The sequence below is a fragment of the Hafnia paralvei ATCC 29927 genome (assembly GCF_001655005.1).
GTDB lineage: Bacteria > Pseudomonadota > Gammaproteobacteria > Enterobacterales > Enterobacteriaceae > Hafnia > Hafnia paralvei.
Window position 1 is genome coordinate 75,197 of sequence record NZ_LXET01000021.1, and the last position, 25,594, is coordinate 100,790.

At 48.7% G+C, this 25,594-nt stretch carries 23 protein-coding genes and 1 riboswitch; of the genes, 16 read left to right on the plus strand and 7 right to left on the minus strand.

Annotated elements, in window-relative coordinates:
• The first annotated feature begins 2 nt into the window (after window positions 1-2).
• The 7 genes from menB to M988_RS06945 all read left to right on the plus strand — a co-directional run bounded on the left by menB (window position 3) and on the right by M988_RS06945 (window position 8,761).
• Window positions 3-860, plus strand: a complete 858-nt coding sequence (menB, locus tag M988_RS06915; RefSeq protein WP_008813977.1) for a 1,4-dihydroxy-2-naphthoyl-CoA synthase — start codon at window positions 3-5, stop codon at window positions 858-860.
• Entirely contained in the window at window positions 860-1,831 is a 972-nt protein-coding gene (gene menC, locus M988_RS06920; protein WP_008813976.1) for an o-succinylbenzoate synthase, read from the plus strand. Before menB ends, menC begins: the two co-directional genes overlap by 1 nt.
• Complete coding sequence (menE, locus tag M988_RS06925; protein ID WP_064573417.1) at window positions 1,812-3,230, plus strand: o-succinylbenzoate--CoA ligase; 1,419 nt, start codon at window positions 1,812-1,814, stop codon at window positions 3,228-3,230. The genes menC and menE overlap by 20 nt, the downstream gene beginning before the upstream one ends.
• Window positions 3,231-3,704: 474 nt before the next feature.
• Window positions 3,705-4,247, plus strand: a complete 543-nt coding sequence (locus M988_RS06930) for a fimbrial protein (RefSeq protein WP_008813974.1) — start codon at window positions 3,705-3,707, stop codon at window positions 4,245-4,247.
• An 83-nt stretch (window positions 4,248-4,330) separates the two neighbouring features.
• Window positions 4,331-6,832 carry a fimbria/pilus outer membrane usher protein gene (locus M988_RS06935; protein ID WP_064573419.1) on the plus strand — a complete coding sequence of 834 codons (2,502 nt, stop codon included), beginning with the start codon at window positions 4,331-4,333 and terminating at the stop codon, window positions 6,830-6,832.
• A gap of 11 nt (window positions 6,833-6,843) precedes the next feature.
• Window positions 6,844-7,569, plus strand: a complete 726-nt coding sequence (locus tag M988_RS06940; protein WP_008813972.1) for a fimbrial biogenesis chaperone — start codon at window positions 6,844-6,846, stop codon at window positions 7,567-7,569.
• A 25-nt stretch (window positions 7,570-7,594) separates the two neighbouring features.
• Window positions 7,595-8,761 carry a fimbrial protein gene (locus M988_RS06945; protein WP_064573421.1) on the plus strand — a complete coding sequence of 389 codons (1,167 nt, stop codon included), beginning with the start codon at window positions 7,595-7,597 and terminating at the stop codon, window positions 8,759-8,761.
• Window positions 8,762-8,833: 72 nt separating this feature from the next.
• On the opposite strand, the gene M988_RS06950 is transcribed toward M988_RS06945, so the two are convergent.
• Window positions 8,834-10,267, minus strand: a complete 1,434-nt coding sequence (locus M988_RS06950) for a catalase (RefSeq protein ID WP_004092263.1) — start codon at window positions 10,265-10,267, stop codon at window positions 8,834-8,836.
• A 397-nt stretch (window positions 10,268-10,664) separates the two neighbouring features.
• On the opposite strand from M988_RS06950, the gene M988_RS06955 reads away from it, so the two are divergent.
• Window positions 10,665-11,210, plus strand: coding sequence for a YfaZ family outer membrane protein (locus M988_RS06955; RefSeq protein WP_008813970.1), 546 nt, complete (start codon window positions 10,665-10,667; stop codon window positions 11,208-11,210).
• A gap of 58 nt (window positions 11,211-11,268) precedes the next feature.
• Here the strand turns inward: M988_RS06955 and trpS are convergent, their stop codons facing one another.
• Window positions 11,269-12,285, minus strand: a complete 1,017-nt coding sequence (gene trpS / locus M988_RS06960) for a tryptophan--tRNA ligase (RefSeq protein WP_008813969.1) — start codon at window positions 12,283-12,285, stop codon at window positions 11,269-11,271.
• Window positions 12,286-12,465: 180 nt separating this feature from the next.
• Window positions 12,466-13,677 carry a tyrosine transporter TyrP gene (gene tyrP, locus M988_RS06965; protein WP_008813968.1) on the minus strand — a complete coding sequence of 404 codons (1,212 nt, stop codon included), beginning with the start codon at window positions 13,675-13,677 and terminating at the stop codon, window positions 12,466-12,468.
• A gap of 210 nt (window positions 13,678-13,887) precedes the next feature.
• Here tyrP and M988_RS06970 point away from each other — a divergent pair, with 210 nt between their 5' ends.
• Window positions 13,888-15,081 carry a nicotinamide mononucleotide deamidase-related protein YfaY gene (locus tag M988_RS06970; RefSeq protein WP_039187534.1) on the plus strand — a complete coding sequence of 398 codons (1,194 nt, stop codon included), beginning with the start codon at window positions 13,888-13,890 and terminating at the stop codon, window positions 15,079-15,081.
• Between the two features lie 66 nt (window positions 15,082-15,147).
• On the opposite strand, the gene yvcK is transcribed toward M988_RS06970, so the two are convergent.
• Window positions 15,148-16,056, minus strand: a complete 909-nt coding sequence (yvcK, locus tag M988_RS06975; protein ID WP_064573423.1) for a uridine diphosphate-N-acetylglucosamine-binding protein YvcK — start codon at window positions 16,054-16,056, stop codon at window positions 15,148-15,150.
• Window positions 16,057-16,317: 261 nt separating this feature from the next.
• A riboswitch (molybdenum cofactor riboswitch) is annotated at window positions 16,318-16,471 on the plus strand.
• Here yvcK and moaA point away from each other — a divergent pair.
• The 7 genes from moaA (at window position 16,462) to M988_RS07005 (ending at window position 20,802) form a co-directional block, all read left to right on the plus strand.
• A complete protein-coding gene (gene moaA / locus M988_RS06980) occupies window positions 16,462-17,448 on the plus strand; it encodes a GTP 3',8-cyclase MoaA (protein WP_064573425.1) in 987 nt (328 codons plus the stop codon). (Overlaps the previous riboswitch by 10 nt.)
• Before the next feature lie 43 nt (window positions 17,449-17,491).
• Entirely contained in the window at window positions 17,492-17,974 is a 483-nt protein-coding gene (moaC, locus tag M988_RS06985; RefSeq protein WP_004092279.1) for a cyclic pyranopterin monophosphate synthase MoaC, read from the plus strand.
• Window positions 17,971-18,213 (plus strand): molybdopterin synthase sulfur carrier subunit, encoded by a 243-nt coding sequence (gene moaD, locus M988_RS06990; protein ID WP_008813962.1) that lies wholly within the window; start codon window positions 17,971-17,973, stop codon window positions 18,211-18,213. The genes moaC and moaD overlap by 4 nt, the downstream gene beginning before the upstream one ends.
• A 2-nt stretch (window positions 18,214-18,215) precedes the next feature.
• Window positions 18,216-18,668 (plus strand): molybdopterin synthase catalytic subunit MoaE, encoded by a 453-nt coding sequence (gene moaE / locus M988_RS06995; RefSeq protein ID WP_061059815.1) that lies wholly within the window; start codon window positions 18,216-18,218, stop codon window positions 18,666-18,668.
• 248 nt (window positions 18,669-18,916) lie between these two features.
• Window positions 18,917-19,174, plus strand: coding sequence for a hypothetical protein (locus M988_RS23115; RefSeq protein ID WP_071603095.1), 258 nt, complete (start codon window positions 18,917-18,919; stop codon window positions 19,172-19,174).
• Window positions 19,175-19,303: 129 nt separating this feature from the next.
• Window positions 19,304-19,882, plus strand: a complete 579-nt coding sequence (locus M988_RS07000) for a flavodoxin family protein (protein ID WP_061059816.1) — start codon at window positions 19,304-19,306, stop codon at window positions 19,880-19,882.
• Between the two features lie 209 nt (window positions 19,883-20,091).
• A complete protein-coding gene (locus tag M988_RS07005; protein WP_064573427.1) occupies window positions 20,092-20,802 on the plus strand; it encodes a Bax inhibitor-1/YccA family protein in 711 nt (236 codons plus the stop codon).
• A 209-nt stretch (window positions 20,803-21,011) separates the two neighbouring features.
• Here the strand turns inward: M988_RS07005 and yfaE are convergent, their stop codons facing one another.
• From yfaE to nrdA, 3 genes are all read right to left on the minus strand, one after another.
• The gene (gene yfaE / locus M988_RS07010) at window positions 21,012-21,326 is read right to left on the minus strand and encodes a class I ribonucleotide reductase maintenance protein YfaE (protein WP_064573431.1); all 315 of its coding nucleotides are present in this window, start codon (window positions 21,324-21,326) and stop codon (window positions 21,012-21,014) included.
• A 32-nt stretch (window positions 21,327-21,358) separates the two neighbouring features.
• Window positions 21,359-22,489, minus strand: a complete 1,131-nt coding sequence (nrdB, locus tag M988_RS07015) for a class Ia ribonucleoside-diphosphate reductase subunit beta (RefSeq protein ID WP_008813957.1) — start codon at window positions 22,487-22,489, stop codon at window positions 21,359-21,361.
• A gap of 124 nt (window positions 22,490-22,613) precedes the next feature.
• Entirely contained in the window at window positions 22,614-24,899 is a 2,286-nt protein-coding gene (gene nrdA / locus M988_RS07020; protein ID WP_008813956.1) for a class 1a ribonucleoside-diphosphate reductase subunit alpha, read from the minus strand.
• Window positions 24,900-25,594: the final 695 nt, after the last annotated feature.

The following is a 25,594-nucleotide window of genomic DNA, read 5'->3' on the forward strand; positions in this document are numbered from 1 at the left end:
CTATGCTGTATCCAAGCGAACAAGAGCTGTATGCACCGATTGAGTGGCAGGACTGCTCTGCTGATTTTGAAGATATTCTCTACCATAAATCGGCAGACGGTATCGCTAAAATCACCATCAACCGTCCGCAGGTGCGCAACGCTTTCCGCCCTCAGACGGTTAAAGAGATGATTCAGGCAATGTCTGACGCGCGCTATGACGATCACATCGGTACTATCATTCTGACCGGTGCGGGCGAGAAAGCTTTCTGCTCCGGCGGCGATCAGAAGGTTCGTGGGGACTACGGTGGCTATAAAGATGCAAGCGGTACTCATCACCTGAACGTGCTGGATTTTCAGCGCCAAATCCGTACCTGTCCGAAGCCCGTTGTCGCGGCAGTGGCTGGTTATTCCATCGGTGGTGGCCATGTGTTGCATATGATGTGTGACCTGACTATCGCAGCAGATAACGCGATCTTCGGTCAAACCGGGCCAAAAGTCGGTTCTTTCGATGGCGGCTGGGGCGCATCTTATATGGCGCGCATCGTCGGTCAGAAGAAAGCGCGTGAAATCTGGTTCTTGTGCCGCCAGTACAATGCGCAGGAAGCATTGGATATGGGGTTAGTTAACACCGTGGTGCCATTGGCCGATTTAGAAAAAGAAACCGTGCGCTGGTGCCGTGAAATGCTGCGCAACAGCCCAATGGCGCTGCGCTGTCTGAAAGCGGCATTGAATGCCGACTGCGATGGTCAAGCAGGTCTGCAAGAGCTCGCCGGTAACGCCACCATGCTGTTCTATATGACTGATGAAGGTCAGGAAGGACGCAATGCGTTTAACGAAAAACGTGAACCTGATTTCTCTAAATTTAAGCGTAACCCATAATGCGACAGGTCACACTTTACCGTTACAGCCTGCCCATGGATGCAGGCGTCATTCTGCGCAACCAGCGGCTAAAAACTCGTGACGGGTTGATAGTGTGCCTGCGCGAGGGTGAACATGAAGGTTGGGGGGAAATCGCCCCTTTGCCTGAATTTAGTCACGAAACCTTAGAGCAGGCTCAGGAAGCTGCTTTGACGGATTTGCAACAATGGCTAGCAGGCCAATCGCTCAGTGAAAATGCGCTGCCTTCGGTGGCTTTCGGCCTGAGCTGCGCGCTGGCCGAGCTCTCGGGCGAACTGCCGATACAGGCGGACTATCGCAAGGCACCGTTGTGCTCCGGTGATCCTGATGAGTTGTTTGCCGTATTGCAGGCGATACCCGGCGAAAAAGTCGCTAAGGTGAAAGTTGGGTTATACGAGGCGGTACGGGATGGCATGGTGGTTAACGTGCTGCTTGAGGCTTTGCCCGATCTCAAGCTGCGTTTAGATGCTAACCGCAGTTGGACGCGCGCCAAGGCGGATGGCTTTGCTAAATACGTCAATCCTGAGTGGCGTAATCGTATCGCGTTTCTCGAAGAACCGTGTAAAACCCGCGATGAGTCACGAGATTTTGCGCGTACAACGGGTATTGCTATCGCGTGGGATGAGAGTGTACGTGAGCCGGATTTCCGTGTTGAAGCGGAAGAGGGCGTTGCAGCCATTGTTATCAAGCCGACGTTAACCGGCAGCTTGCAGCGTTGTCAGCAGCTGATTACTGAAGCGCATCAGATTGGATTAGAGGCGGTGATTAGCTCCAGTATTGAATCTAGCCTAGGTTTGACTCAGCTCGCACGAGTCGCCGCGTGGCTGACTCCGGATACCGTTCCGGGCTTAGATACGCTCGATTTGATGCAGGCGCAGCTCATCCGTCCATGGCCAGAAAATAACCTGCCATTACAGGACGTAGCTTCGTTAGATGTGGTATGGCGTTCCTAGTATGACTGCACCGATTTATCCTGTGTTTAGCGACTGGCCTTGGCAGCATTGGGCCAGTCAGCTTCCTGATAGCACCGCCTTATTATTAAATGAAACGCCGATGAGTTGGCTGGCATTGAATGAAAAAATCAGCCAGTTGGCGGCTTCGTTTATCCAGCAAGGCGTTATACCTGATGCGATAGTGGCGGTACGGGGAAAAAATAGCGCTGAACTGCTATTAGCCTATTTAGCCGTTTTGCAATGCGGCGCGCGTGTCTTACCACTCAATCCGCAGTTGCCTGATACGCTGCTCGCCGAATTATTACCGAGCCTCAATGTGGGTTACGGTTATAGCTCTGAGGCTGATTTTTGTTGGCCTTCACCGATCAAAACGCTAGCGACGGCGCCGAGTGATGTCGTGTCGCCAACACGTACTGTGCCGCAATGGCATTCGCAGCGCTTGGCGACGCTGACGCTAACTTCCGGTTCAACAGGAATGCCTAAAGCGGCTGCGCATAGCTTCAACGCACATCTCTCTAGCGCAAAGGGCGTGTTATCACTGATGCCGCTGGGGCCGCAAGATAGCTGGCTGCTCTCCCTGCCGCTGTTTCATGTCTCAGGGCAGGGCATTGTTTGGCGTTGGCTGTTGGCGGGTGCCTGCTTAGTGGTGCGCAACATGCGTGTGCTGGACGATGCTCTGCGCGGCTGCACACATGCCTCGTTGGTACCCACGCAGCTTTGGCGCTTGCTCAATCAGCCAGAAACCCCCTTAACGCTCAAAGAGGTGCTTTTAGGTGGCGCAATGATCCCCGTTGATTTAACCGAACAGGCAGAACAACGTGGTATTCGTTGTTGGTGCGGCTATGGTCTGACCGAAATGGCATCGACAGTGTGTGCCAAACGTGCAGATGCGTTGCCCGGCGTAGGGTTGCCGTTGCCAGGGCGTGAGATGAAATTGCAAGACGAGGAGATCCTGCTGCGTGGTGACAATATGGCCTCAGGCTATTGGCGTGATGGGCAACTGTTTCCGCTGGCTGATCCCGACGGTTGGTTTCATACCCGCGACAGAGGGGAGATGCAAAACGATGAGCTCAGGATCATTGGCCGATTGGATAATCTGTTTTTCAGCGGTGGGGAAGGTATTCAGCCTGAGGACGTTGAGCGAGTATTGCTAGCTCATCCACAAATTCAGCAAGTTTTTGTGGTGCCAGTTGATGATCGAGAATTTGGGCAGCGTCCGGTGGCCGTTATTGAGCCACTCGCGGAGTTAGATTTCGCAGTGTTGAGCACATGGGTTCAGGGAAAACTAGCTCGCTTTCAGCAGCCTGTACGCTACTTACGTTTGCCTGAAAGCCTAAAAAACGGTGGGATAAAAATTTCACGTCAAGCTGTCCTCAATTGGGTTGTTTCTCAAAACTAATGTTTTACTCGGCTAATGCTGGCCACTTAAGCATAATTTTAGGACCCCATCGCGTGGAACACATGGATGTGTTCCATAACCACCCCGCGGTGTACTCGCCCCGTGTATCTCGATCTCTTAAACGATCAACATTAGGCATTTCAGCCGTTTTTTTTAAGTAAGGCGGTTGAGCGTAAAAAAGGGATATTTTTTTCGAAAAATATTTGGGTGGTTTATTTTTAAATTTTTACTTATATGTTTTATAAGTAGTATCAGCCTCTTTATTTTTAACTTTGTATGGGCGTTTTTCACAACATTGATTTTCATAGGATTTTTCTTATCCACTTCCTATTTGTTAGAGATACTTAAACATGAAATAAAATACCTCGCATTCACTTCTTGTATTTAATGCATTAAAGTAATCATCAAGAGGTTATCAATTAAGAAACCTCTATTTTATTTCTTGGCTAAGTTTAATACTTGAAAGGATATTTTATGAAAATTAATTTACTAACGCTCGTTGCTTTAAGCGTTATCCCTTTGTCTTCTTTTGCTGCTGACGGGGATATTACGTTTACGGGAACAGTTAAAGCTTCAGCTTGTTCACTACAAGGTTTTAATGGTGGTGAAGGCAAAAGTGCTTTGATGCAATTGTCGAGTGTCACTCCATCATCATTTTCTTCGGCCGGTGGTTATGCTGGTATGAAAGACTTTACGATTGACCTAAAAGAGTGTGATACCACTACGATGAAGAATGCTAGAGTTTCATTTAGTGGTACTCCCGATCTTGTGGATAATTCAATTTTGAAAAACATTCAAGAGAACAATGCTGCACAAGGTGTGGGTATTGCTATTTTAGAAAATGATGGCTCAACGGTGATTGATATCAATGGTGGTGTACCGTCAAAATCACAGGCATTAACTCAGGGGAATACTGAGCTTAAATTTAAAGTCGCATATAAAGCGAATACTTCGACCCCAGCTGTCTCTTCGGGTGATGTAAAAGCCAAAACCTTTATTGATATTGCGTATAACTGATTTTTGGATGTATTAGCTTAATAGTCGAATATTGTTTTTTAACAAGCAGGCTTCCTTTGATTAGATATCATTTATCATTATTAATGAGAATTCTCATCCTTGTGTCTGCTTTTTTTCCTTTTACATTGCATGCGGGAAATAATGAGAGCGCTGCATTTGATGCTGATTTTTTACGCCAAAGCTCTCAAGAAATACCTCAACAATTTTATAATCCAGACCACGTTGATGCCGGTACAAAATCAGTTGATGTTGTTTTAAACGATCGCATATTATTTAAAACGAATATTGAATTTATTTTGCTAAAGGGTAGCGATAATGCTACGCCATGCTTGACTCAAGGATTATTACACCAGATAGGTCTCGATCATCATTTAAATGAGCTGGCTAAAAGTGGCAATGAAGTTTGCTACGATTTTTTGGTCAAATGGCCAGACGCTAAAATAAAGTATGACGAAGCAATGCAGCAGTTAATTATTATTGCGCCACAAGCCGCGATGAACGTGAGTAGCCAAAGCGAAATGATTGACCCTTCTTTGTGGGACAGCGGTGTAAATGCGCTACGCATGAGCTATTCAGGCTATGTTTATCATACGGAAAACCATGGCTCAGACGCGGATTCAGGTAGCGACAATACGGCCTATTTGAGTCTGAATTCTGGATTGAATCTGGGCAGTTGGCGTTTTTATAGTTTTGACACGTTCAACAAATCTCAAATGGGGTGGGAGCAGAATCACGACCGTGCTTATGCGGAGCGAGATATTGCGCCGCTAGTATCCCGCTTTACCGTGGGGGATGTATATGCCAATACTTCCAGCGATGTATTAGGTATCTTGCCTGTTCGCGGAATGACATTAGAAACCAACGACCAGATGTTGCCATCAGGTACGTTCAGCTACGCTCCTATTATTCGTGGCGTGGCGCATTCCAACGCGCGCGTGGTTATTCGCCAGCGTGGAAATATCATCTATAGCAAAACAGTCTCTCCGGGCAGTTTTGCCATCACTGATTTAACCAATGGTCAAATCGGTGCTGATTTAAATGTTACGGTTGAAGAGAGCGACGGTAGTAAACAGGCGTTTACCGTGCCCTACACGTCGTTGCCGAATATGCTGCGCCCAGGTTCTTGGCGCTATAGCCTGAGTGCTGGGCGCTATCGTGACAACGGGCTCTCATACGATCCTTTAGTGACGCAGGGAAGTCTGCAATATGGCTGGGATAGATTAACCCTGAGCGATCTTGTCGTGATTGGCGAAGGATATCAATCGATGGCGTTGGGCGGTGCCTTTAATCTTGGCGCTTTGGGTAGCGTCTCTCTGGATTGGGCATTTGAGAAGCATCAATCGAGAACTGAAAATAATGTTAACGACGATAATGCACGGCTGGAAAAAGACGTAAACGATAGTGGTCGTGCTCTACGAGTGTTGTATGCCCGTCGTTTTGATGACACTGATACCTCATTGCAACTGATGGCGTATCGCTATCAGACGCCAGACTTTGTTGATTTTCCTGAGTATGCCGACTGGCGATGGGGGGATGATGATTCGCAATACCATCGCAAAAATGAAATACAAGCAACGATTAATCAAGGCTTAGGCGATTTTGGCAGCGGATATTTGACGTTGCAGCGTGATAGTTATTACGACTCAAGTGCAAAGGACACCTCCATAACAATGGGGTATAGCTTCAACATTCATTCAGTTAGCGTGAATGTGGATTACACCTATCAGGCTAATTCGGGCAATGGCGCTGAAAGCCCTGATCGTCAACTGTCGCTTAATTTCTCTGTACCTCTGGATATGGGAGAGAAACGAAGCCGTGATATCTCTTTTAGTACCAATAACAGTAATCATTCGGGCAACTCACAGATGGCTACGGTCTCTGGTTCTGAGCTTGATAGTGCTCTGAATTATTCGCTATCCGCTCAGCGTAGCAGTGATGGTTATTCGCCGTCGGCATCGGTTTCTTATCGCAACAGCATGGCAAATATGAATGCCAGTGCGAGCGCAAGTCAAGATAGTCGGCAGTACTCAGCCGGTATTTCTGGTGGCGTTGTGGCTTATCGTCATGGCGTGGTGCTTTCGCAGCAACTGGGTGACACCATTGCCATTATTGAAACACCTGGCGCAAAAAATATCAGCGTGGAAGGGCAGCCAGGGGTGTCTACCGATCGTTGGGGACATGCCGTTGTGCCGTCGATTTCGCCTTATCGCGACAACAATTTGTCACTGGATACGCGCCATACTGAGGATAACGTTGAGTTGATTGACGGTGGGGGGAACGTAATCCCTACTCATGGAGCGATTGTCGTACGCCGTTTCCAAACAAAAATAGGACGCCGCGCTATAGTTATGTTGTCTTTATCCGATGGCAAACTGGCTCCTTTCGGAGCAACTGCGTGGCAAGGTAAGGAGCAGGTCGGCATGGTTGCTGATAATGGACTGCTGTATCTCAATGGCATATTGGCCGATGGGGATACCACTCTGCATGTGACTCTGCCAAATGATGGTCAGTGTCAGTTTGTTTTACCTGTCGCCAAAGATGCATCTGCTCCTTGGTATCAACAAATTAATGCGGTTTGTCACTAATTGAGATTGCTATGAAGAAATTGACCCAAATTGCAGTACCCGCTCTGATGAGCATGTTGCTCTTGTCGAATGTTGCCTTTGCGGCTGTTCGTCCAGCGCTTACACGTGTTGTTGCTTTAGAAAGTGACAAAGAAACGTCTATCAAAATTTTGAATGATGATAAGACCCAAGATTATCTCGTTCAGTCTTGGCTCGAAGATCAAAAGGGTAATGATAAAGGTCTGCCGCTTATTTTGACTCCGCCGCTATTTAAAATTGGCGCGGGACGTGAAGGTAAGCTGCGTATGGTTGTCGTACCGGGAAGAATTCCTCAGGATCGTGAGTCGGTTTATTGGCTATGGATCCAAGAAGTACCTCCTGTGAGTAAAGTGCAGGGCAGCCAGTTACAGGTTGCCGTGCGTACTCGGCTGAAGGTGTTTATCCGCCCAACGACGCTAACAGAAAAATCAGCGGATACTGCGAGTAAACTGCAATGGCAAGTACGTCGTGAAGGGGGGAAAGAGTGGATAGTGGCGAATAATCCAACTGAATATTACGCCAGTTTGTCAGAGCTTTCAGTTACCACCGGTGGCAAATCTATTCCTGTCGTAGATAAAAATGCCATGGTTCCCGCGAAAGGTGAGATGCGTTACGCCGCACCCGCCGGCGTTTCCGGTAAATCGGGTGTGCTGAACTATTCTACCATTAACGATTTTGGCGGTGAGACTCCGGTATTGCATCAATCTTTATCATTTTAACGCGTCATCTAACGGACATTACTTCATGAGTAGATGGTTGACCGCTTCTCGAGTTACAGCCGTGATGGCAACGTTATTACTTTTTTGCCTCTCTTCTGGCAACAGTTGGGCTGGCTTACATTGTGATATTAATTCAGGGGGAGCGGCACCATTTTCTCCATTCACCCGAGAAAACCCCATTGCGGTAGACGAAAACACGCCCGATTACACCGTGGTTCTTTCGTTAGACTATGCTCAGTTTTTGCCAAATATGCGTTTGAGCTGCTCCTCAGATGGTCAAGAGTTTACGGCGCCAGCCAACTTTGATGGCAACATTACTCTCAGCCTCAGTGCTATAAACGATAAGGCACTTGATTGGACGGGAGAAGCTCAGACGACCAATAATGGCATCAAGTTAAAAATGTATATTAAGGCGGTGTCTTACAACACAGACTCACTGGCAAATAGCTATTCACCGGCGTCGATGTCACCAGGAAAGCGCTTGGGAGTGGAATATCCAGTGATTAACGGCAAAGAAGACACCACGCTATTTCAATTTGGTGCGCAATATAATGCGGACAAAACGCAGTATAAATATGATGGTAATTATAATTTTGCTATCGAATCGATGCGGGCTGAACTAATTAAATTTGGTTGGATACAATATCAGTCACAGGCAGTTATCCCCCCAGGGGCTCATTTAACCTTTACGATAGATGGTTTGTCCGGTGTGAATACGGTCGATGTTCCCTTGGGTTCAGGGGTATTTATGGCGTCACCATCGTGCAGTTTAGATTCTAAGCATCAAACCGTATCTTTAGGCAATATCAATAAAACGAGCGGCGGTACTTATCCGCAGCAAGGGCCATTGACCAGTTTCGGCATGGACTTCACCTGCAGCTCTTATACCAATAACGTGGAGTTCACTTTCGAAGATGCACATGCGATTTTGCAAGGACGAGACACGCTTACCGTAAAAAGCGAAGCCGATGGGAAAACCTTAGATGGCATTGCTGTTGGACTGTTCGACAGCGCAGGAAAAGCGGTGAGAACGGGGACAAAACAGAATATTGGCGCTGCTCTAAAAGGAAAAAACACGACGCATTTTCAAGCTGCCATTATCCAAACTGCGCCGGAAATAACAGATTCAAACAACAACAATTTTACAGGCGATATTACAGCAAAAGCTAACGTGACGATCACTTACTATTAAAGCGTCTGCTTGAGATATCACAAAAAACAGGAGCCTTTGGGCTCCTGTTTTACATTCTCTATTTAGGAATGATTATTGACCTAATGCTTTCATGATTCCGGCGGCATAATCAGGGTGGATCTGCGCAAAGTGGCACAGAGCGCGTTTCTGAATGGCTTCAGGGACCTGAGAAAGTTCACCGGCGATGCGGGTGTACATGCGCTGATGTTCTTCTTCACTCAGCAGATTAAATAACGCTCGCGGCTGAGAGTAGTAGTCGGTGTCTTCGCGATGATTCCAGTGATCGGCAGCACCTTCAAGAGTTAATGGCGGTTCACTGAAATCAGGCTGCTCTTGGAATACGCCAAAGCTGTTTGGCTCGTAGGTTGCACCGTTACCGCTGTTACCATCGACGCGCATAGCGCCATCGCGATGATAGTTATGGAACGGACACTGCGGAGCGTTGACAGGGATCTGGTGGTGGTTCACACCCAGACGGTAGCGATGTGCATCACCGTAGGAGAACAGACGGCCTTGCAGCATTTTGTCTGGAGAGAAACCGATGCCAGGTACGACGTTGGCTGGGTTCATTGCCACTTGCTCAACTTCAGCAAAGTAGTTGTCTGGGTTACGGTTTAGCTCAAAGAAGCCGACATCGATTAGTGGGTAATCTTTGTGTGGCCAAACTTTGGTCAGGTCGAATGGATTGTATGGCGTTTGAGCCGCTTCTTTCTCTGGCATAATCTGCACCTGCAGATTCCAGCGAGGGAAATCCTTACGTTCGATGGCATCGTAGAGATCGCGCTGCGAGCTTTCACGATCTTTACCAACTAGCGCTTCGGCTTCATCGTCCATCAGGTTTTCAATGCCTTGCTGGCAACGGAAGTGGAATTTCACCCAGAAGCGCTCGTTATCGGCATTGATAAAACTGAAGGTGTGGCTACCAAAACCATGCATATGACGGTATGACTTAGGCAGACCGCGGTCGCTGAAATCAATGGTCAACTGGTGGAAGGCTTCTGGCAGTTGAGAGAAGAAGTCCCATTTGTATACAGGGTTACGCAAGTTAGTACGTGGGTCGCGTTTTACAACATGGTTCAAATCAGGGAACTTCAGCGGATCGCGCAGATAGAAAACCGGAGTATCGTTACCCACCAGATCCCAATTGCCTTCTTCAGTGTAAAACTTCATGGCGAAACCACGAATATCACGCTCTGCATCGGCTGCACCTCGCTCACCGGCGACGGTTGAGAAGCGAACCATCATGGGGGTTTGCTTACCGATCTCGGAGAAAATTTTAGCGCGGGTGTATTTGGTGATGTCGTGAGTAACGGTGAACGTACCGTGTGCGCCAGAGCCTTTCGCGTGCATGCGGCGTTCTGGGATCACTTCACGGTCAAAGTGGGCAAGTTTTTCAAGGAACCAGACGTCTTGTAACAGCATAGGGCCACGTGGGCCTGCTGTAATGACGTTGTTATTATCTACAACGGGTGCGCCTGCGGCGGTGGTCAGTCCTTTTTTGCTCATTACGTCTCTCCTTAATCAAGAGTCAGTGAATTGCTTCAACCGGGTGATACCTGTCGTTTTTTCGGGTTACCGCATCAATGCGTAACGCCAATCACTTGAGGTACTGCTCTTCAGCTAAATCCAAAATATGTAGCTGACATAAAAGATCGCTCTGTGAATACCGGCTTTCCATAATTGTTCCACAAACCAATCTAATGAATATTTGTAGACCTCTTACTGATCTCACGCAAATAGTTAGGGCTTATTAACCATATCGCTAAAAGTTATCAGACACATAATTGGTTAATTTTTTTACAAATAATAGTGGTTTTTTAGCTGGTTCTTGTTGATGTTTCGTTTAAACTCTCGCTCACCGGAACTGGCTATCCGGCCTACTATTTTTAAGGAAAATCATATAATGAAAAAGATCGTTTTGGGCTGCGCGTGTGCCGCTCTGTTTTCTGCTTCAGCAGCAAATGCTATTACTGTGCATGGGCAAGTAGGCGAACACTACACCAACGTTGAAGCGGGTTTTGGGACTGACTCTGCAGGTTTATATTCCACATTGGATTGGGCGCATAATGATAGTGATGGCGACGTGGCGGGGTTAGGTTTAGGTATTAATCTTCCTTTAGGCCCATTCTTAGCTTCTGCTGGCGGAAAAGCGCTGTATTTAAACCCACAAAAAGATGGTGGTGATGATTATGCTGTTGCGGCGGGTGGTGGAATTCAGTGGCCAATCACGCGTCATTTCACGCTGTATGGCGAAGGGTATTATTCTCCGGAATCGCTGTCTAGTGGCATTAATAACTACAAAGAGGCGAGCGCCGGCATGCGTTGGAACGTCATTCGTCCAGTAACCATTGATGTCGGTTATCGCTATATTGAAATCAGTGGTAAAGACGGTAACCGCGATAACGTCGTGGCCGACGGTGCGTATGTGGGCGCCGGTATCGGTTTCTAAACCACACGAAACGAGAATCTTTAAAAGCGCCGCGTATTTTCGGCGCTTTTATTTTATCTCAAAACATGACGGGCAATCCCAAACCACGTTTTACTTCGCTCAGCGTTTGCTGGGTCACTTCATGTGCTTTTTCCGTTCCTGCCTGCAAGATGTCCATGAGTGCCGCTTTATCCGCGCTGAACTGCTGACGCCGTTCACGGATAGGGGAGAGTAATGCTTGCAAACACGCTTCCAGTTCCTGTTTGCACTGGCGATCGCCCAAACCGCCGCGTTGGTAATGCTCTTTCAATGCAGCTACCTGTGCTTGATCTGGGTGGAATGCGTCTAGATAGGTAAATACGACATTCCCTTCAACCTGACCAGGATCGCTAACGCGCAGATGATTAGGGTCGGTATACATGGCATGAACGGCTTTGCTGATGTCGTCTTCACTGGCGGAAAGCGTCAGTGTGTTACCTAAGGATTTAGACATTTTGGCGTTACCATCAATTCCCGGCAGACGACTGACGCTGCTGAGCATGGCTTGGCAAGGAACCAACACGGGATTAGGCAACAGGCTGTTCATTTTATGTACAATTTCATTGGTTTGCTCAAGCATGGGTAATTGGTCGTCACCCACTGGTACTCTGTCGGCTTTAAACGCGGTGATATCAGCGGCCTGACTGATAGGGTAGACCAAAAAACCGGTTGGAAGGCTACGGGAGAAGCCTTTCTGTGCGATTTCGGCTTTCACCGTAGGGTTGCGCTCTACGCGAGCTACGGTGACGATATTCATATACAGCATAGTGAGTTCGGCCAATGCGGGAAGGGCAGACTGCAAACAAATCGTGGTTTTTGCAGGGTCGATCCCCACCGCCAGATAATCAGCCATGACTTCGAAAATATTTTGGGAAATTTTCTGTGGGTTACTGCCGTTATCGGTAAGACCTTGCAGGTCGGCAATGAGCACATACTGCGGGTAACGATCTTGCAGCGTAACTCGCTGGCGTAGGGAGCCGACATAATGGCCGAGGTGCAATGGGCCTGTAGGACGATCGCCTGTGAGGATAGTGTGTGAATTGGTGGAATTGATCATGCAATGCTCCTAAAAAAAATTTGCCGGAGCACGCCTTCAAATGCAAACAAGCCGCCCTCCGGCGGCTTGTATAAGATATGTTTGAACCAACAAAATCCTGTGCCGCCGCTAGATGCAGCGCCACCAACGGGCAACGTGAGACGTTCGGATTGTGCTATTCATGTTTGTAACCTATCAAATTTAACCTACAGCTGGCAAGAGCCCTGAGGCAATTGACAGTTGGACTGCAATCACCGCGACGCCACAAGCAAATACCAGTACCAGCAATGGCTTGCCACCCACCACTCGATATCCTTCTTGTGGATGATGTTTACGTGTTTGCCACACTAGCATTGATGGGATTAACAGTGCTAGAACGGCCAATGCAACGGCCGCATAGCCGAGTGCCATGACAAAGCCCTGCGGATAAAACAGCGCAAAAGCCAGCGGTGGGAGGAAGGTCATTAAGCCCGTCTGCGCACGTCCAGACGCCTTATTACTGCGTTGGAACAGGTCTGCTAAATAGTCAAATAACCCCAGTGCGACGCCAAGGAAAGAGGTGGCTAACGCTAAATCGGCAAACAGATGAACGGCGAGTTCCACGTGTGGCGTAGCGACAACTTCGCGCACAGCCTGTAGCAGGCCATTTAGACCTGATTGAGCGGCAAGGATACCAACAAAGCTGGATGAGCTAATAGACCCCAGCGTGGCTAATTGCCAGAAAATATAGGCAATTAGCGGGATGGCGCTGCCGATGATAAATACCCAGCGCAGTTTACGCAGATTGCCATTCATGTAGCTAACAATGCTCGGCACGCTGCCGTGGAAACCAAAAGAGGTGAAAATCACAGGAATAGCTGACAGCGCTAGTCCTTTTTCCAGTGGCATCGTCAGCAGGTTGGCTTGATGAACATGCGGCATCATCAGAGTAAGCATGATGATCAGCAAGATGATTTTGGCGCTAAACAACACACGGTTAAACATATCTACCGAGTGGGTGCCGATGCACACAATGCCGCCCGCAATCAGAGTAAATAGGAGTACCCCAGCGCTTGGCTTAATTTCGAATGATAGCCATTGGCTCAGGCTGGAGGCGAGCAGTTCACCGGCCCCGCTAATATAGGCGGCGGTGAGTGCATACATCAAAAATAGCATGCTAGCGCCGGTCAGCCATTGCCCAGATCGCCCAAGATAATGCTTAGCTAAAGTGCCCAGCCCGGTATCTGCGGACTGGTGTTGATAAACTTCAACCAAAAGCAGCGCCGTGTAGCACATCAGCGCCCATAGGGTCACTAACATGATAAAAGTGGTACCAAAGCCTACGCCAGCGGCGGCGAGCGGCATTGCCAGCATTCCCGCTCCAATCGTGGTGCCTGCGACGATGAAAATACTGCCAAGAGTGCGATTCTTCACGCTTTCCTCTGCATTAAAACGATCCAATACTATTTATGCCCTGCAGGGTAAGTGAAAAGTTTATTCTCGTCAAACTGGCGTTACATTGAGTGTAAACAATAAATTACATTCAACGAGATATTAAATTATCGTCATTAAGCATTGTGTTGTTAGAACGCTGTTTCTAAAGTGGTGTTGTGTCTTATTGACGAAATTATTTAGGAGAGGCGGATGTTACGTCTAGAAATGCTCTGTACGGGTGACGAAGTTCTGCATGGTCAGATCGTGGATACCAATTCCGCATGGCTGGCGGATTATCTTTTTCAGCAAGGCATCCCGATGCGTTCACGTAGCACCGTGGGTGATTCACTGGAAGATTTAGTGTCCACGCTACAGCTACGAAGCCAGTATGCGGATGTTTTGATCGTTAACGGCGGGCTGGGGCCAACCAGCGACGATCTCAGCGCTCAGGCCGCGGCTGAGGCACTTGGTGAGTCGTTGGTGGTGCACCCAGAATGGATTGCGCGCATGGAGGCGTATTTCGCTTCACGCGGTCGGCCTATGTCGGAGAGTAATCGGAAACAGGCAATGATCCCCGCCAGCGCCGAGATGATTGATAACCCAGTGGGTACCGCCTGTGGTTTCAGTATTCAACTCAATGATTGCTGGATTTTCTTTACGCCGGGCGTTCCGTCTGAATTTAAGGTCATGGTTGAACAGCAAATCGTGCCACGCTTACGCCAGCGTTTCCCGCAGACGGAATCACCGTTGTGTTTACGCCTCACCACGTTTGGTCGTTCAGAAAGTGGTTTGGCGCAGCAATTGGACTCCTTGCCTCTGCCGCCCGATACCACGCTGGGTTATCGTTCCTCTATGCCAATTATTGAGCTGAAACTCACTGGGCCATCTTCCCAGCGCGAAGAGATGCTGAACGTCTGGCAACACGTTCGCGCCGTAGCAGGGGAGAACTGCATATTTGAAGGCACCGCAGGGCTACCCCATGATGTCGCCTTAGGTCTGCGGGAAAAGGGCCTACGTTTGGCGCTGAGCGAGCAGTTTACCGCGGGTTTATTAAGCTGGCAGTTGCGTTCCGTTGATGCTCCACTCGCAAACAGCGAACTGCCAGAACATATGGGCAATAGCACTTTGAAAGAGGTGGCTGCTCGCGCCCGTATTTTAGCCACGCATAGCGGAGCTGACTTGACGATTGCCATCGGTGAGTTACAAGACGACCGCATCAGCGTGGTTCTGCATTCACAGCAGGAAACTTTCGGACAAACGATGGCCTACAGTTCACAACGCCACAGCCAGAAGATCCGTCAAGAAATGACCGCCATGTTGGCGTTGGACATGCTGCGCCGTTGGCTGAATGATGAGTCACCTTATGGCAACTACGAGTGGTTAAAGCCTGAAGCGTTGCTGTGAGTCGCCGCTAGATGGCGTCGGCGATAAAGCCCTGATAGCTTTTTAGCTTAGGGCTTTATCGGTGTTTTAGCCTAACTGCTGTAACGCTTTCTCAATCGCCATGCGCAAGAGATCGCGATCGTGGCGATAGGGGATATCGCTAGCTTCCAGCGTTTCCTGTACGACGATGCGATTTTCTATTCCGCTGACGTTGACCTTCGGGCCGACGACGACGGCATCGATGGCGTGCCCGCCAATGGCATCTTCCATAATTTTTAACTTATCTGGCAGGGTTAACGCTGCCGCCGCGACGCTGAGCTCTTTGCCCAGATTGCCGATATAAATCATATGTGCTCGGGTACGGCGTAGGGCTTGAGTTAAATCGTCCAGTAACAGTAATGGCATCAGGCTCGTTAAGAAACTGCCGGGGCCAATGAGGATGAGATCGGCTTTTTCTATCGCTTCAACGGCCTCTCGCGTTGCTTGCACTTGGGGTTCGAGCATCAACTGCGCGGGCATCTCTTTGAGCTGATCGATATTCACTTCGCCATAAATAATATGACCGTCGTTGTCGATAGCGTTGAGATCGACCGGTTGTTCAGACATGGGAATGAGCGAGGCATCGACTTTCAGTAAGCTGCGGATCAGGTTTATCGCCTCCAGCGGACGCACGCTCAGATGGTCTAACGCCTTTAACATCAAATTTCCGAGGTTATGCCCAGCTAATTCACCGTTGCCGTTAAAACGATATTCAAACATGGCCGAAGCCACGCTAGGCTCGGTAATCAGCTGATTTAAACAGTTACGCATGTCTCCCCATGCGATGCCGCCTTCAGAGCGCCGAATGCGCCCCGTTGAACCGCCGTTATCCGTGGTGGTGACTATCCCTGTTAAACGTGAACCCAGCGGAGACAGAGCCGACATCACGCGGCCCAGTCCGTGTCCGCCTCCTAACGCGACGACCTTATCAAGATCGGCTAAAGCGCGGTTTCGCATAAAAATCCTACAAAATGAAAATAAACTGGGGATAAAGTACCGGATCACGCTTAAAAAGGCGAAACCCTGACTTATTTGCGTGATTTATATCAAGTATAGTAGGGCGTTAACTAGTGTATTCTTCACGTAAGTTACTGACATAAAAGCGTTATATATAAAATTATACAGCGTGATGTGTTTGGTAAGCGTGAGGATTAACGCTAGAATTGCCTAAGATTACATAGCTATTTCAGAGATGTGGTGTGAGTACGATCTGCTCTCATGGCATCTGAACTCCTAGCCCTGTTGCCTAAGTTTTCCGAAAACCGGATGTTTTCAAAAATATGGCGTCAGGGCCGTGGCTATAAGCCACCAGGGTACAAGGTAGAAATGCCTGTGCCTCCCGATATTGGAAAGGTGTTAACAATGCTCCAACTGACTGACGCATTTGAGCGTAAGTTTTATTACTTGCGCCTTTCAATTACAGACGTGTGCAATTTTCGTTGTACATACTGTCTGCCAGACGGCTACAAGCCGAATGGTCATGCCAATAAAAGCTTCTTATCTCTTGATGAGATCCGCCGCGTCAGCCGCGCGTTCGCCGAGCTGGGCACTGAGAAAGTGCGCCTAACCGGTGGCGAACCCTCTTTACGTCGTGATTTTGTCGATATCATTTCTGCGGTACGTGAAAATCAGTCCATCAGAACATTGGCGGTGACCACCAACGGCTACCGTATGGCGCGGGATATTGCAAGCTGGCGAGAGGCTGGCCTAACGGCGGTTAACGTTAGCGTGGATAGTCTCGATGCTCGCCAATTTCACGCGATCACCGGTGAAGATAAACTGAAACAGGTGATGCAGGGAATTGACGCCGCGTTTGACGCCGGTTTTGAGAAAGTGAAAGTGAATACGGTGCTGATGCGTGATGTTAACGATCGCAGCCTAAATGGTTTTCTCAACTGGATTAAAACACGCCCCATTCAAATGCGCTTCATTGAGCTAATGGAAACCGGTGATGGCGGAGATTTATTCCGTAAGCATCATGTTTCAGGTGAAGTGATCCGCGATCAGCTACTTGCGCTTGGCTGGCAACGCCAAGAACGCGCACGCAGTGACGGACCCGCCCAGGTTTTTCGCCACCCTGACTATCTGGGCGAAGTCGGTCTTATCATGCCTTATGAAAAAGACTTCTGCGCCAGTTGCAATCGTCTACGTGTCTCTGCCATTGGCAATTTGCATCTGTGCCTATTCGGTGAATCGGGTATCCCGCTGCGTGATTTACTGGCTGGCGATGAGCATCTGGATGCGTTAAAGCTGCGTATCCAAGGTGGTTTGCGACACAAAAAGCAAACGCACTTCTTGCATGACGGCAACATCGGGCATACGCAAAATCTCTCTTTCATCGGCGGCTAACTACGCTTTACACCACGTTAACAATATAAATTACAAGAAAACTATGAGCCAACTTACCCATATCAATGCGGCCGGTGAAGCCCACATGGTCGATGTTTCTGCTAAGGCAGAAACGGTGCGTGAAGCACGCGCAGAAGCTTATGTAGAAATGAAGCCTGAAACGCTGGCGATGATTGTGGAAGGTAAACACCATAAGGGCGACGTTTTCGCCACCGCGCGTATTGCAGGGATCCAAGCGGCAAAGCGCACGTGGGAGCTGATCCCGCTGTGTCACCCGCTATTGCTGACCAAAGTTGAAGTGCAACTGTTTGCAGAAGTCGATACCCACCGTGTGCGTATCGAGTCCTGCTGCCGCTTAACCGGTAAAACGGGCGTTGAGATGGAAGCTCTCACCGCGGCTTCAGTGGCGGCGCTCACTATCTATGACATGTGTAAAGCGGTGCAAAAAGATATGGTCATCGGCCCTGTTCGCCTGTTAGCAAAAAGCGGCGGTAAATCAGGTGATTTTAAGGCGGACGCATCATGATTAAAGTGCTGTTTTTTGCTCAGGTACGCGAACTCACGGGAAGTGACGAGTTGAGCTGTGAAGTTTATCCAACCGTAGAAGCGCTGCGTACGGCGTTGGCAGAGCGCGGTGACAAATGGGCACTGGCGCTGGAGTCGGGCAAATTGCTGGCGGCGGTAAATCAAACGCTGGTGGAATTTTCACATCCTTTATCCTCTGGGGATGAGGTTGCCTTTTTCCCACCGGTAACCGGAGGTTGATCGTGGAAAACACCCGTATCCGCGTTGGCCAAGAAAACTTCAGCGTTGGTGACGAATACCAATGGCTATCGCAGTGTGAAGACGATGGTGCGGTGGTCACCTTCACTGGCAAAGTGCGTAATCATAATCTGGGCGATAATGTGAGTGCGCTGACGCTGGAGCATTATCCTGGGATGACTGAAAAAGCCCTCAGCGAAATCGTGTCTGAAGCACGTGAACGCTGGCCACTACAGCGTATCTCGCTGATCCACCGCGTTGGCGCGATGTATCCTGGAGATGAAATCGTATTTGTTGGCGTGACCAGCGCACACCGTAGTATGGCGTTTGAAGCCGCTGAGTTTATTATGGACTACCTCAAAACTCGCGCGCCATTCTGGAAACGCGAAGCCACCGAGCAGGGCGATCGTTGGGTTGATGCTCGCGACAGCGACCATCAGGCGGCAAAACGCTGGTAAATCTGCGAAACCCTTTTTTCGGCTTTTAAGCTCTGGTGTTGATGGTTAAATTTACCCGTGAGCTGGCAGAGAAAAGGGTTAATTCTTCGTAATGCATTCATCAATAATCACTTTCTACTCCCCGCCAGTCTTTCACCGTTGCATCTGACATCTTAAAAATCCTACCGAGCCAGTTTTCACTATACTGAATCCAGTGCGATATTTTTTTCGCAAACATTCATTAATTCTCTCAGAGATAAGGAGTGACTTTGATTTGGTTTGAGCAAGGACTTTATCTACGGGTGGAAGAGCTTGATAACGGGCCACGGCCTTTACCGCTCTGTAGCGGCTTCAGTGAAGGGGTATCCTACCGTGCATTAGGCGTATTTAATCCCTCGGAATCATCAGATGCCTATTATATTTTGTCCAACGACCGAGATGAAATATGGTTTATCTGCAATAGACATCTACGAACGGTTGCGTTATTGCCTGATTCTACGGATTTTCGGCGTCCCCTCAGCCTGTAACTCGATATCTCAAGGACACGTTTGCGCTAGATTCGACAAACCACCATTGTGCTAGACGCAGCGTTTTTCTGAACGTATAACTACTTCAGGCATATAACTAATTAACCAACGTGTGAGGAGTTATTTCGAATGACAGCATTAGCCGTGGTTTTTCATAGTGGATATGGTCATACCGCCAAAGCTGCCGAGGCCGTAGCGGCGGGAGTAAAGAATGTTGAAGGTGTTACCGTCGACGTGTTACCGATTGATAGTGAAGGTAATCTACCTGAAGGTGGCTGGCATTTGTTGGCGAAAGCGGACGGAATAATTTTTGGTAGCCCAACCTATATGGGCGGACCATCTTGGCAGTTTAAGAAATTTGCCGATGCTTCTTCGAAACCTTGGTTTAGTCAGGAGTGGAAGGACAAAGTTTTTGCGGGTTTCACCAACTCAGCCAGTATGAACGGCGATAAGCTAGGAACGTTGGACTACATGTTTCATCTTTCCCAGCAGCATGGTGGTGTGTGGGTGGGGATGGGTATGCTGCCTGCCAATACCAAAACCGCTAACCGCAACGATGTGAACTACATTGCTGGTTTCTCAGGGTTGATGACCGTTTCGCCTTCTGACGCTTCTCCAGATGAAGCTCCGCTACCGGGGGATTTGGAAACGGCACGCAAATTTGGTGAGCGAGTTGCGAGCGTTGCTAAGCGCTGGGCTATGGCCTAAGCACTCAAATTGAACGGTTAACTCTCCGCCGTACGCATTGTGTACGGCGGAGGCTAGGTTCTGGCAAGTCAATATTACCTAAACTTGAAATATATCCGCACACTACATAGGCAGCAAAAAACCGGTTCTGTGGTAGGCTTATTAGGAGAACGGTCTGGTTGCTTTATCAATCCAGACAATATTGTTATTCCTAGATAAAGGTGATCTTCATGGATCGATATCCTCGTGGTAATGGCTCGATTGTTGAGCGCGCAAATACCGGCCTTCAGACATATATGGCGCAAGTATATGGCTGGATGACCTGCGGTTTATTGTTAACATCTATCGTGGCATGGTATGCCGCACACACCCCAGTCGTGCTGAATTTCATTTTTTCCAGCAAAATTACCTTTTTCGGTTTGGTCATCGTCCAGTTGGGGCTTGTGTTTGTGCTGTCTGGTATGGTGCATAAGCTGAGCGCCGCCGCCGCGACATCATTGTTTATGCTGTACTCTGCGCTAACGGGATTAACGCTGGCGAGTATTTTTATCGTGTATACATATTCGTCTATCGCGAGCACTTTCGTGGTGACGGCAGGTATGTTCGGTGCGATGAGTCTTTACGGTTACACCACCAAACGTGACCTTAGCGGTATTGGTTCCATGATGTTTATGGGACTGATCGGTATTATTCTGGCGTCGCTGGTGAATATTTGGCTGAAAAGCCCTGCATTGATGTGGGTTATTACCTACGCAGGCGTGATTATCTTCGTTGGCTTAACCGCCTATGACACCCAGAAGCTGAAGGCGATGGGAGAGCAGCTATCTCCAGATGATAAAGATAACTTCCGCAAATATTCTATTTTAGGTGCGTTGACCCTGTATCTGGACTTCATCAACCTGTTCCTGATGCTGTTGCGTATCTTCGGTAACCGTCGCTGATAGCGATTTTCAACGTTCAGACTGTCGATGAACGGTTATAGATAGACGAAACTCTAGCCCCCGATCTTTCATAAGCTCGGGGGCTTTTTTGTGTCACCCGCAGTTTCATATCAGGCTCTTGGTGGAGCTGCAACGACTCAGTCGGTGAGCGGAAGGTTCGATGCTGTGGAGTAGCGATGCATAGGGATCTTGAAAAGCGGTGGAGGCGATTAAAGCTCCACCTCGATATCATCGATGGGATGGCAGCAACAGGGCAAAATCTCACCTTCGTTGATAAATGCCAACGGCTTTTGGCGATAAACCACCTGACCTTTGGTGAGCTTACAGCGGCAGGAGCCGCAATAGCCTGAACGGCACTGGTACTCAACCTGAACTTTATGGTGCTCAAGCGCCTCAAGCAGCGAGCCTTTGGTATGAATATAATCTAGACGCGCGCCGGAAAGCGTGAGGGTAATCGTGGGTGTCGCGGGGAGTATCGCGCTGCTTTCTGGCTGGATGCTGGCGGCATCGTCCACCGCCAGCATGTGATCCTGAGATGTAAAAGTCATCGCGGGATTTACAGCTCGAAGTCGCTCAGGTCATCAGCGTTGACTTCAGAGTCAATCTGGCCGACCAGATAAGAGCTGACCTCAACTTCCTGTGGTGCCACCTGAACATTATCAGACACCAGCCATGCGTTGATCCAGGGGATCGGGTTGGAGCGTGTCTGGAAAGGCAGTTTTAAACCAACCGCTTGCATACGGATGTTGGTGATATATTCAACATATTGGCACAGGATATCTTTATTCAAACCAATCATGGAGCCGTCGCGGAATAGATAATCAGCCCATTCTTTCTCCTGCTCTGCTGCCAATACAAACAGGTCATAGCACTGCTGCTCGCATTCAACTGCCACTTCAGCCATTTCAGGATCGTCTTGTCCTGAGCGCATCAGATTCAGAATATGCTGTGTACCCGTCAGGTGCAGAGCTTCATCACGTGCAATGAGTCTGATGATTTTGGCGTTGCCTTCCATAAGTTCGCGTTCAGCAAACGCAAAGGAACAGGCAAAGCTAACGTAGAAGCGAATGGCTTCCAGTGCGTTGACGCTCATCAGGCACAGATACAGCTGTTTCTTCAAGGCACGCAGGTTAACGGTTACAGTCTTACCATTAACGTTGTGAGTACCTTCGCCTAATAGATGCCAATAACTGCTCATCTCAATCAGGTCATCGTAGTAGCCAGAGATATCTTTCGCGCGCTTAAGGATCTCTTCATTGGTCACGATATCGTCAAACACCGTCGCCGGATCGTTCACGATATTACGAATAATATGCGTGTAGGAACGTGAGTGAATGGTTTCGGAGAATGACCAAGTTTCAACCCAAGTTTCCAGTTCAGGGATGGATATCAGCGGCAGTAACGCCACGTTTGGACTGCGCCCCTGAATTGAATCCAGCAAGGTCTGATATTTTAGGTTACTGATAAAAATGTGCTTTTCATGCTCTGGCAGAGCTTGATAGTCAATACGGTCGCGAGACACGTCAACTTCTTCAGGGCGCCAGAAGAAAGAAAGCTGCTTTTCAATCAGTTTTTCAAAGATTTCATGCTTTTGCTGGTCGTAACGTGCAACGTTAACTGACTGGCCAAAGAACATAGGTTCGAGCAACTGATCGTTTTGGTTTTGTGAGAATGTGGTGTAAGCCATAAAACGCTAATCCCGTTTTCCCTTTATCTTTCAAGTTACAGGCGTGTTTGCCGTTGACCTGTAACTCGAAATTTATCGGGTCAATTGATGTCTGCTGTCGCAGAGTGAGTCGTATTGATCTTGATTAAATTTTGCAAGCACCGCTTTCGCAGCCGTCGTCTTCAGGCGTTGCCTGCAAGTCGTCTTGCACGTCCTCTGCTCCATCGCGGGTGTTTTGATAATACAGGGTTTTAGCCCCAAATTTGTACGCCGTCAGCAAGTCTTTTAACAGCTGCTTCATTGGCACTTTCCCTGATGGGAAGCGTGACGGATCGTAGTTGGTATTGGCGGAAATCGACTGATCGATAAACTTCTGCATCAGGCCGACCAACTGCAAGTAACCATCGTTGTTTGGCATTTCCCACAGCAGTTCATAGGCGTTTTTCAGGCGATCATACTCAGGCACAACCTGACGTAAAATACCGTCTTTTGATGCTTTGATACTGATGTGACCACGCGGTGGTTCGATACCGTTAGTCGCGTTAGAAATCTGCGACGACGTTTCAGACGGCATTAGGGCTGACAACGTTGAGTTGCGCAGGCCGTACTGCTTGATATCGTTACGCAGCGCTTCCCAGTCGTAATGCAGTGGTTCGTTACAAATGGTATCCAAATCTTTTTTGTAGGTGTCGATTGGCAGTATGCCTTGCGCATAGGTGGTTTCGTTGAACCACGGGCAAGCACCTTGTTCTTTCGCCAGCTCATTAGAGGCTTTCAGCAGGTAATACTGAATAGCTTCAAATGTTTTGTGGGTCAGGTTATTTGCGCTGCCATCGGAGTAGCGCACGCCGTTTTTCGCCAGATAGTAAGCGTAGTTAATGACACCAATACCCAGAGTACGACGACCCATCGCACCGCGCTTAGCCGCCAGAATTGGGTAGTCCTGATAGTCGAGCAGGGCGTCAAGCGCACGAACAGCCAGAACAGCGAGCTCTTCTAAATCGTCCAGCGAGTTGATCACGCCGAGGTTAAATGCAGACAGCGTACACAGCGCAATTTCGCCATTTTCATCGTTAACGTCGTTCAGCGGCTTGGTTGGCAACGCAATTTCCAAACACAGGTTTGACTGACGTACCGGTGCGATAGCCGGATCAAACGGGCTATGGGTATTGCAGTGATCCACATGCTGGATGTAGATACGGCCGGTGGAAGCACGTTCCTGCATCATCAGAGAGAACAGCTCGACCGCTTTCACTTTCTGCTTACGAATGCTGTCGTCAGCCTCGTATTGCATATATAGGCGCTCGAACTCGTCCTGATCGGCGAAGAAAGCATCGTACAGGCCGGGAACATCGGATGGGCTAAACAGCGTGATATCGCCGCCCTTGATCAGACGCTGATACATCAGGCGATTAAGCTGAACGCCGTAGTCCATATGACGTACGCGGTTGCCTTCAACCCCGCGGTTGTTTTTCAACACCAGCAGGCTTTCAACTTCCAGATGCCACAAAGGATAGAATAACGTTGCTGCACCGCCGCGTACGCCGCCCTGAGAGCAAGACTTCACCGCAGTCTGAAAATGTTTGTAGAAAGGAATACAGCCGGTGTGGAATGCTTCACCGCCGCGAATTGGGCTACCCAACGCACGGATACGACCTGCATTGATACCGATGCCAGCACGTTGAGAAACGTATTTCACAATGGCGCTAGAGGTTGCATTGATAGAGTCTAAGCTGTCGCCACACTCAATCAGCACGCAAGAGCTGAATTGGCGGGTAGGGGTACGCACGCCAGACATAATTGGCGTAGGCAGTGAAATCTTGAACGTCGATACCGCGTCATAGAAACGTTTTACGTAGCTCAGACGAGTGTCACGTGGATAGTTAGAGAACAGACAGGCTGCAACCAAAATATATAAGAACTGCGCGCTCTCATAGATTTCGCCAGAGACACGGTTCTGAACCAGATATTTACCTTCCAACTGCTTCACTGCGGCATAAGAGAAATTCATGTCACGCCAGTGATCGATAAACTCATCCATCTGAGCAAACTCTTCTGGGGTGTAATCTTCCAGCAGATGTTTGTCATATTTGCCCATTTCGACCAATTTAACGACGTGATCGTACAATTTAGGCGGTTCAAACTGACCGTAGGCTTTTTTACGCAGATGGAAAATTGCCAGACGCGCGGCCAGATATTGATAGTCTGGAGCATCACGGGATATCAGGTCTGCAGCGGCCTTGATGATGGTTTCGTGAATGTCCGCGGTGCGGATCCCATCATAAAACTGGATGTGAGAACGCAGTTCCACCTGAGAGACCGAAACATTGCTCAGTCCTTCCGCTGCCCAATCAAGCACGCGGTGGATTTTATCAAGATTGATACGTTCTTTGCTTCCGTCACGTTTGGTGACCAGCAGACTTTGATTCATAGGGCTATACCTGTCCGTGTGCGATCTCATGCTTCGAGCCATCGCATTATTTGCTAAAGGCAAGTTTGCGAAAAACACACGCGTTAAATTAGTGCAAAAACATTGTTGCAGTATCTTAACGAGTAGTGTCGATTTTATGCTGTGAACACAAGATGTGGTGTGTTAATCAAGGTGTGATAACAAGATAGTGTTCTTAGCGTGACTTTGCAAGTGAACAAAACGGCCCATAATTGTGGATAACTTGGGGGTGAAATGTTAAGTCAGGCGCTAACGTACCGTCATTACTGGCGGCAGCGGTGGAGAGGCTAGGGGGATAAGATTGCGCTTAAAAATAAAATAAATTGATCGACTGCTGGTTTCTTATTCGGTGGCGAAAAGTCAAATATTGATCACGGAAATATTGCGCTTATGTACTACAGGTGCAAGGTTTCGTACGCTGGTTGCTTACTAGGCTGCTGTGTAAGTTTTGTTGATGCTATGGCTATGTAAGGTTCCGTGCGCTGGTTGTTTATGTTGTGACTGTGTAAGGTTCCGCCCGCCAGTCAATATCGAGCGTCATTGATACCCTAGTGAAGGCGTACGGGCAGAGACCACCAGCGCGTGGTCTCTGCACTCGCGCGCTTTTATCCGAGACGCCATCTCCGCTCCGGTTTGGTATCGCCCATCCAGGGCGCCCCAAACTCCGTCACGACATC

Coding starts and splice junctions, on each gene's coding strand:
- menE (WP_064573417.1), top strand. CDS start 1,812: ATGTGGTATGGCGTTCCTAGTATGACTGCACCGATTTATCCTGTGTTT.
- M988_RS06955 (WP_008813970.1), top strand. CDS start 10,665: ATGAAAAAGATCGTTTTGGGCTGCGCGTGTGCCGCTCTGTTTTCTGCT.
- M988_RS07005 (WP_064573427.1), top strand. CDS start 20,092: ATGGATCGATATCCTCGTGGTAATGGCTCGATTGTTGAGCGCGCAAAT.
- M988_RS06940 (WP_008813972.1), top strand. CDS start 6,844: ATGAAGAAATTGACCCAAATTGCAGTACCCGCTCTGATGAGCATGTTG.
- nrdA (WP_008813956.1), bottom strand. CDS start 24,899: ATGAATCAAAGTCTGCTGGTCACCAAACGTGACGGAAGCAAAGAACGT.
- yfaE (WP_064573431.1), bottom strand. CDS start 21,326: ATGCTGGCGGTGGACGATGCCGCCAGCATCCAGCCAGAAAGCAGCGCG.
- M988_RS06930 (WP_008813974.1), top strand. CDS start 3,705: ATGAAAATTAATTTACTAACGCTCGTTGCTTTAAGCGTTATCCCTTTG.
- nrdB (WP_008813957.1), bottom strand. CDS start 22,489: ATGGCTTACACCACATTCTCACAAAACCAAAACGATCAGTTGCTCGAA.
- menB (WP_008813977.1), top strand. CDS start 3: ATGCTGTATCCAAGCGAACAAGAGCTGTATGCACCGATTGAGTGGCAG.
- moaD (WP_008813962.1), top strand. CDS start 17,971: ATGATTAAAGTGCTGTTTTTTGCTCAGGTACGCGAACTCACGGGAAGT.
- M988_RS07000 (WP_061059816.1), top strand. CDS start 19,304: ATGACAGCATTAGCCGTGGTTTTTCATAGTGGATATGGTCATACCGCC.
- M988_RS06950 (WP_004092263.1), bottom strand. CDS start 10,267: ATGAGCAAAAAAGGACTGACCACCGCCGCAGGCGCACCCGTTGTAGAT.
- moaA (WP_064573425.1), top strand. CDS start 16,462: ATGCTCCAACTGACTGACGCATTTGAGCGTAAGTTTTATTACTTGCGC.
- yvcK (WP_064573423.1), bottom strand. CDS start 16,056: ATGCGAAACCGCGCTTTAGCCGATCTTGATAAGGTCGTCGCGTTAGGA.
- M988_RS06945 (WP_064573421.1), top strand. CDS start 7,595: ATGAGTAGATGGTTGACCGCTTCTCGAGTTACAGCCGTGATGGCAACG.
- M988_RS06970 (WP_039187534.1), top strand. CDS start 13,888: ATGTTACGTCTAGAAATGCTCTGTACGGGTGACGAAGTTCTGCATGGT.
- menC (WP_008813976.1), top strand. CDS start 860: ATGCGACAGGTCACACTTTACCGTTACAGCCTGCCCATGGATGCAGGC.
- trpS (WP_008813969.1), bottom strand. CDS start 12,285: ATGATCAATTCCACCAATTCACACACTATCCTCACAGGCGATCGTCCT.
- moaC (WP_004092279.1), top strand. CDS start 17,492: ATGAGCCAACTTACCCATATCAATGCGGCCGGTGAAGCCCACATGGTC.
- M988_RS06935 (WP_064573419.1), top strand. CDS start 4,331: ATGAGAATTCTCATCCTTGTGTCTGCTTTTTTTCCTTTTACATTGCAT.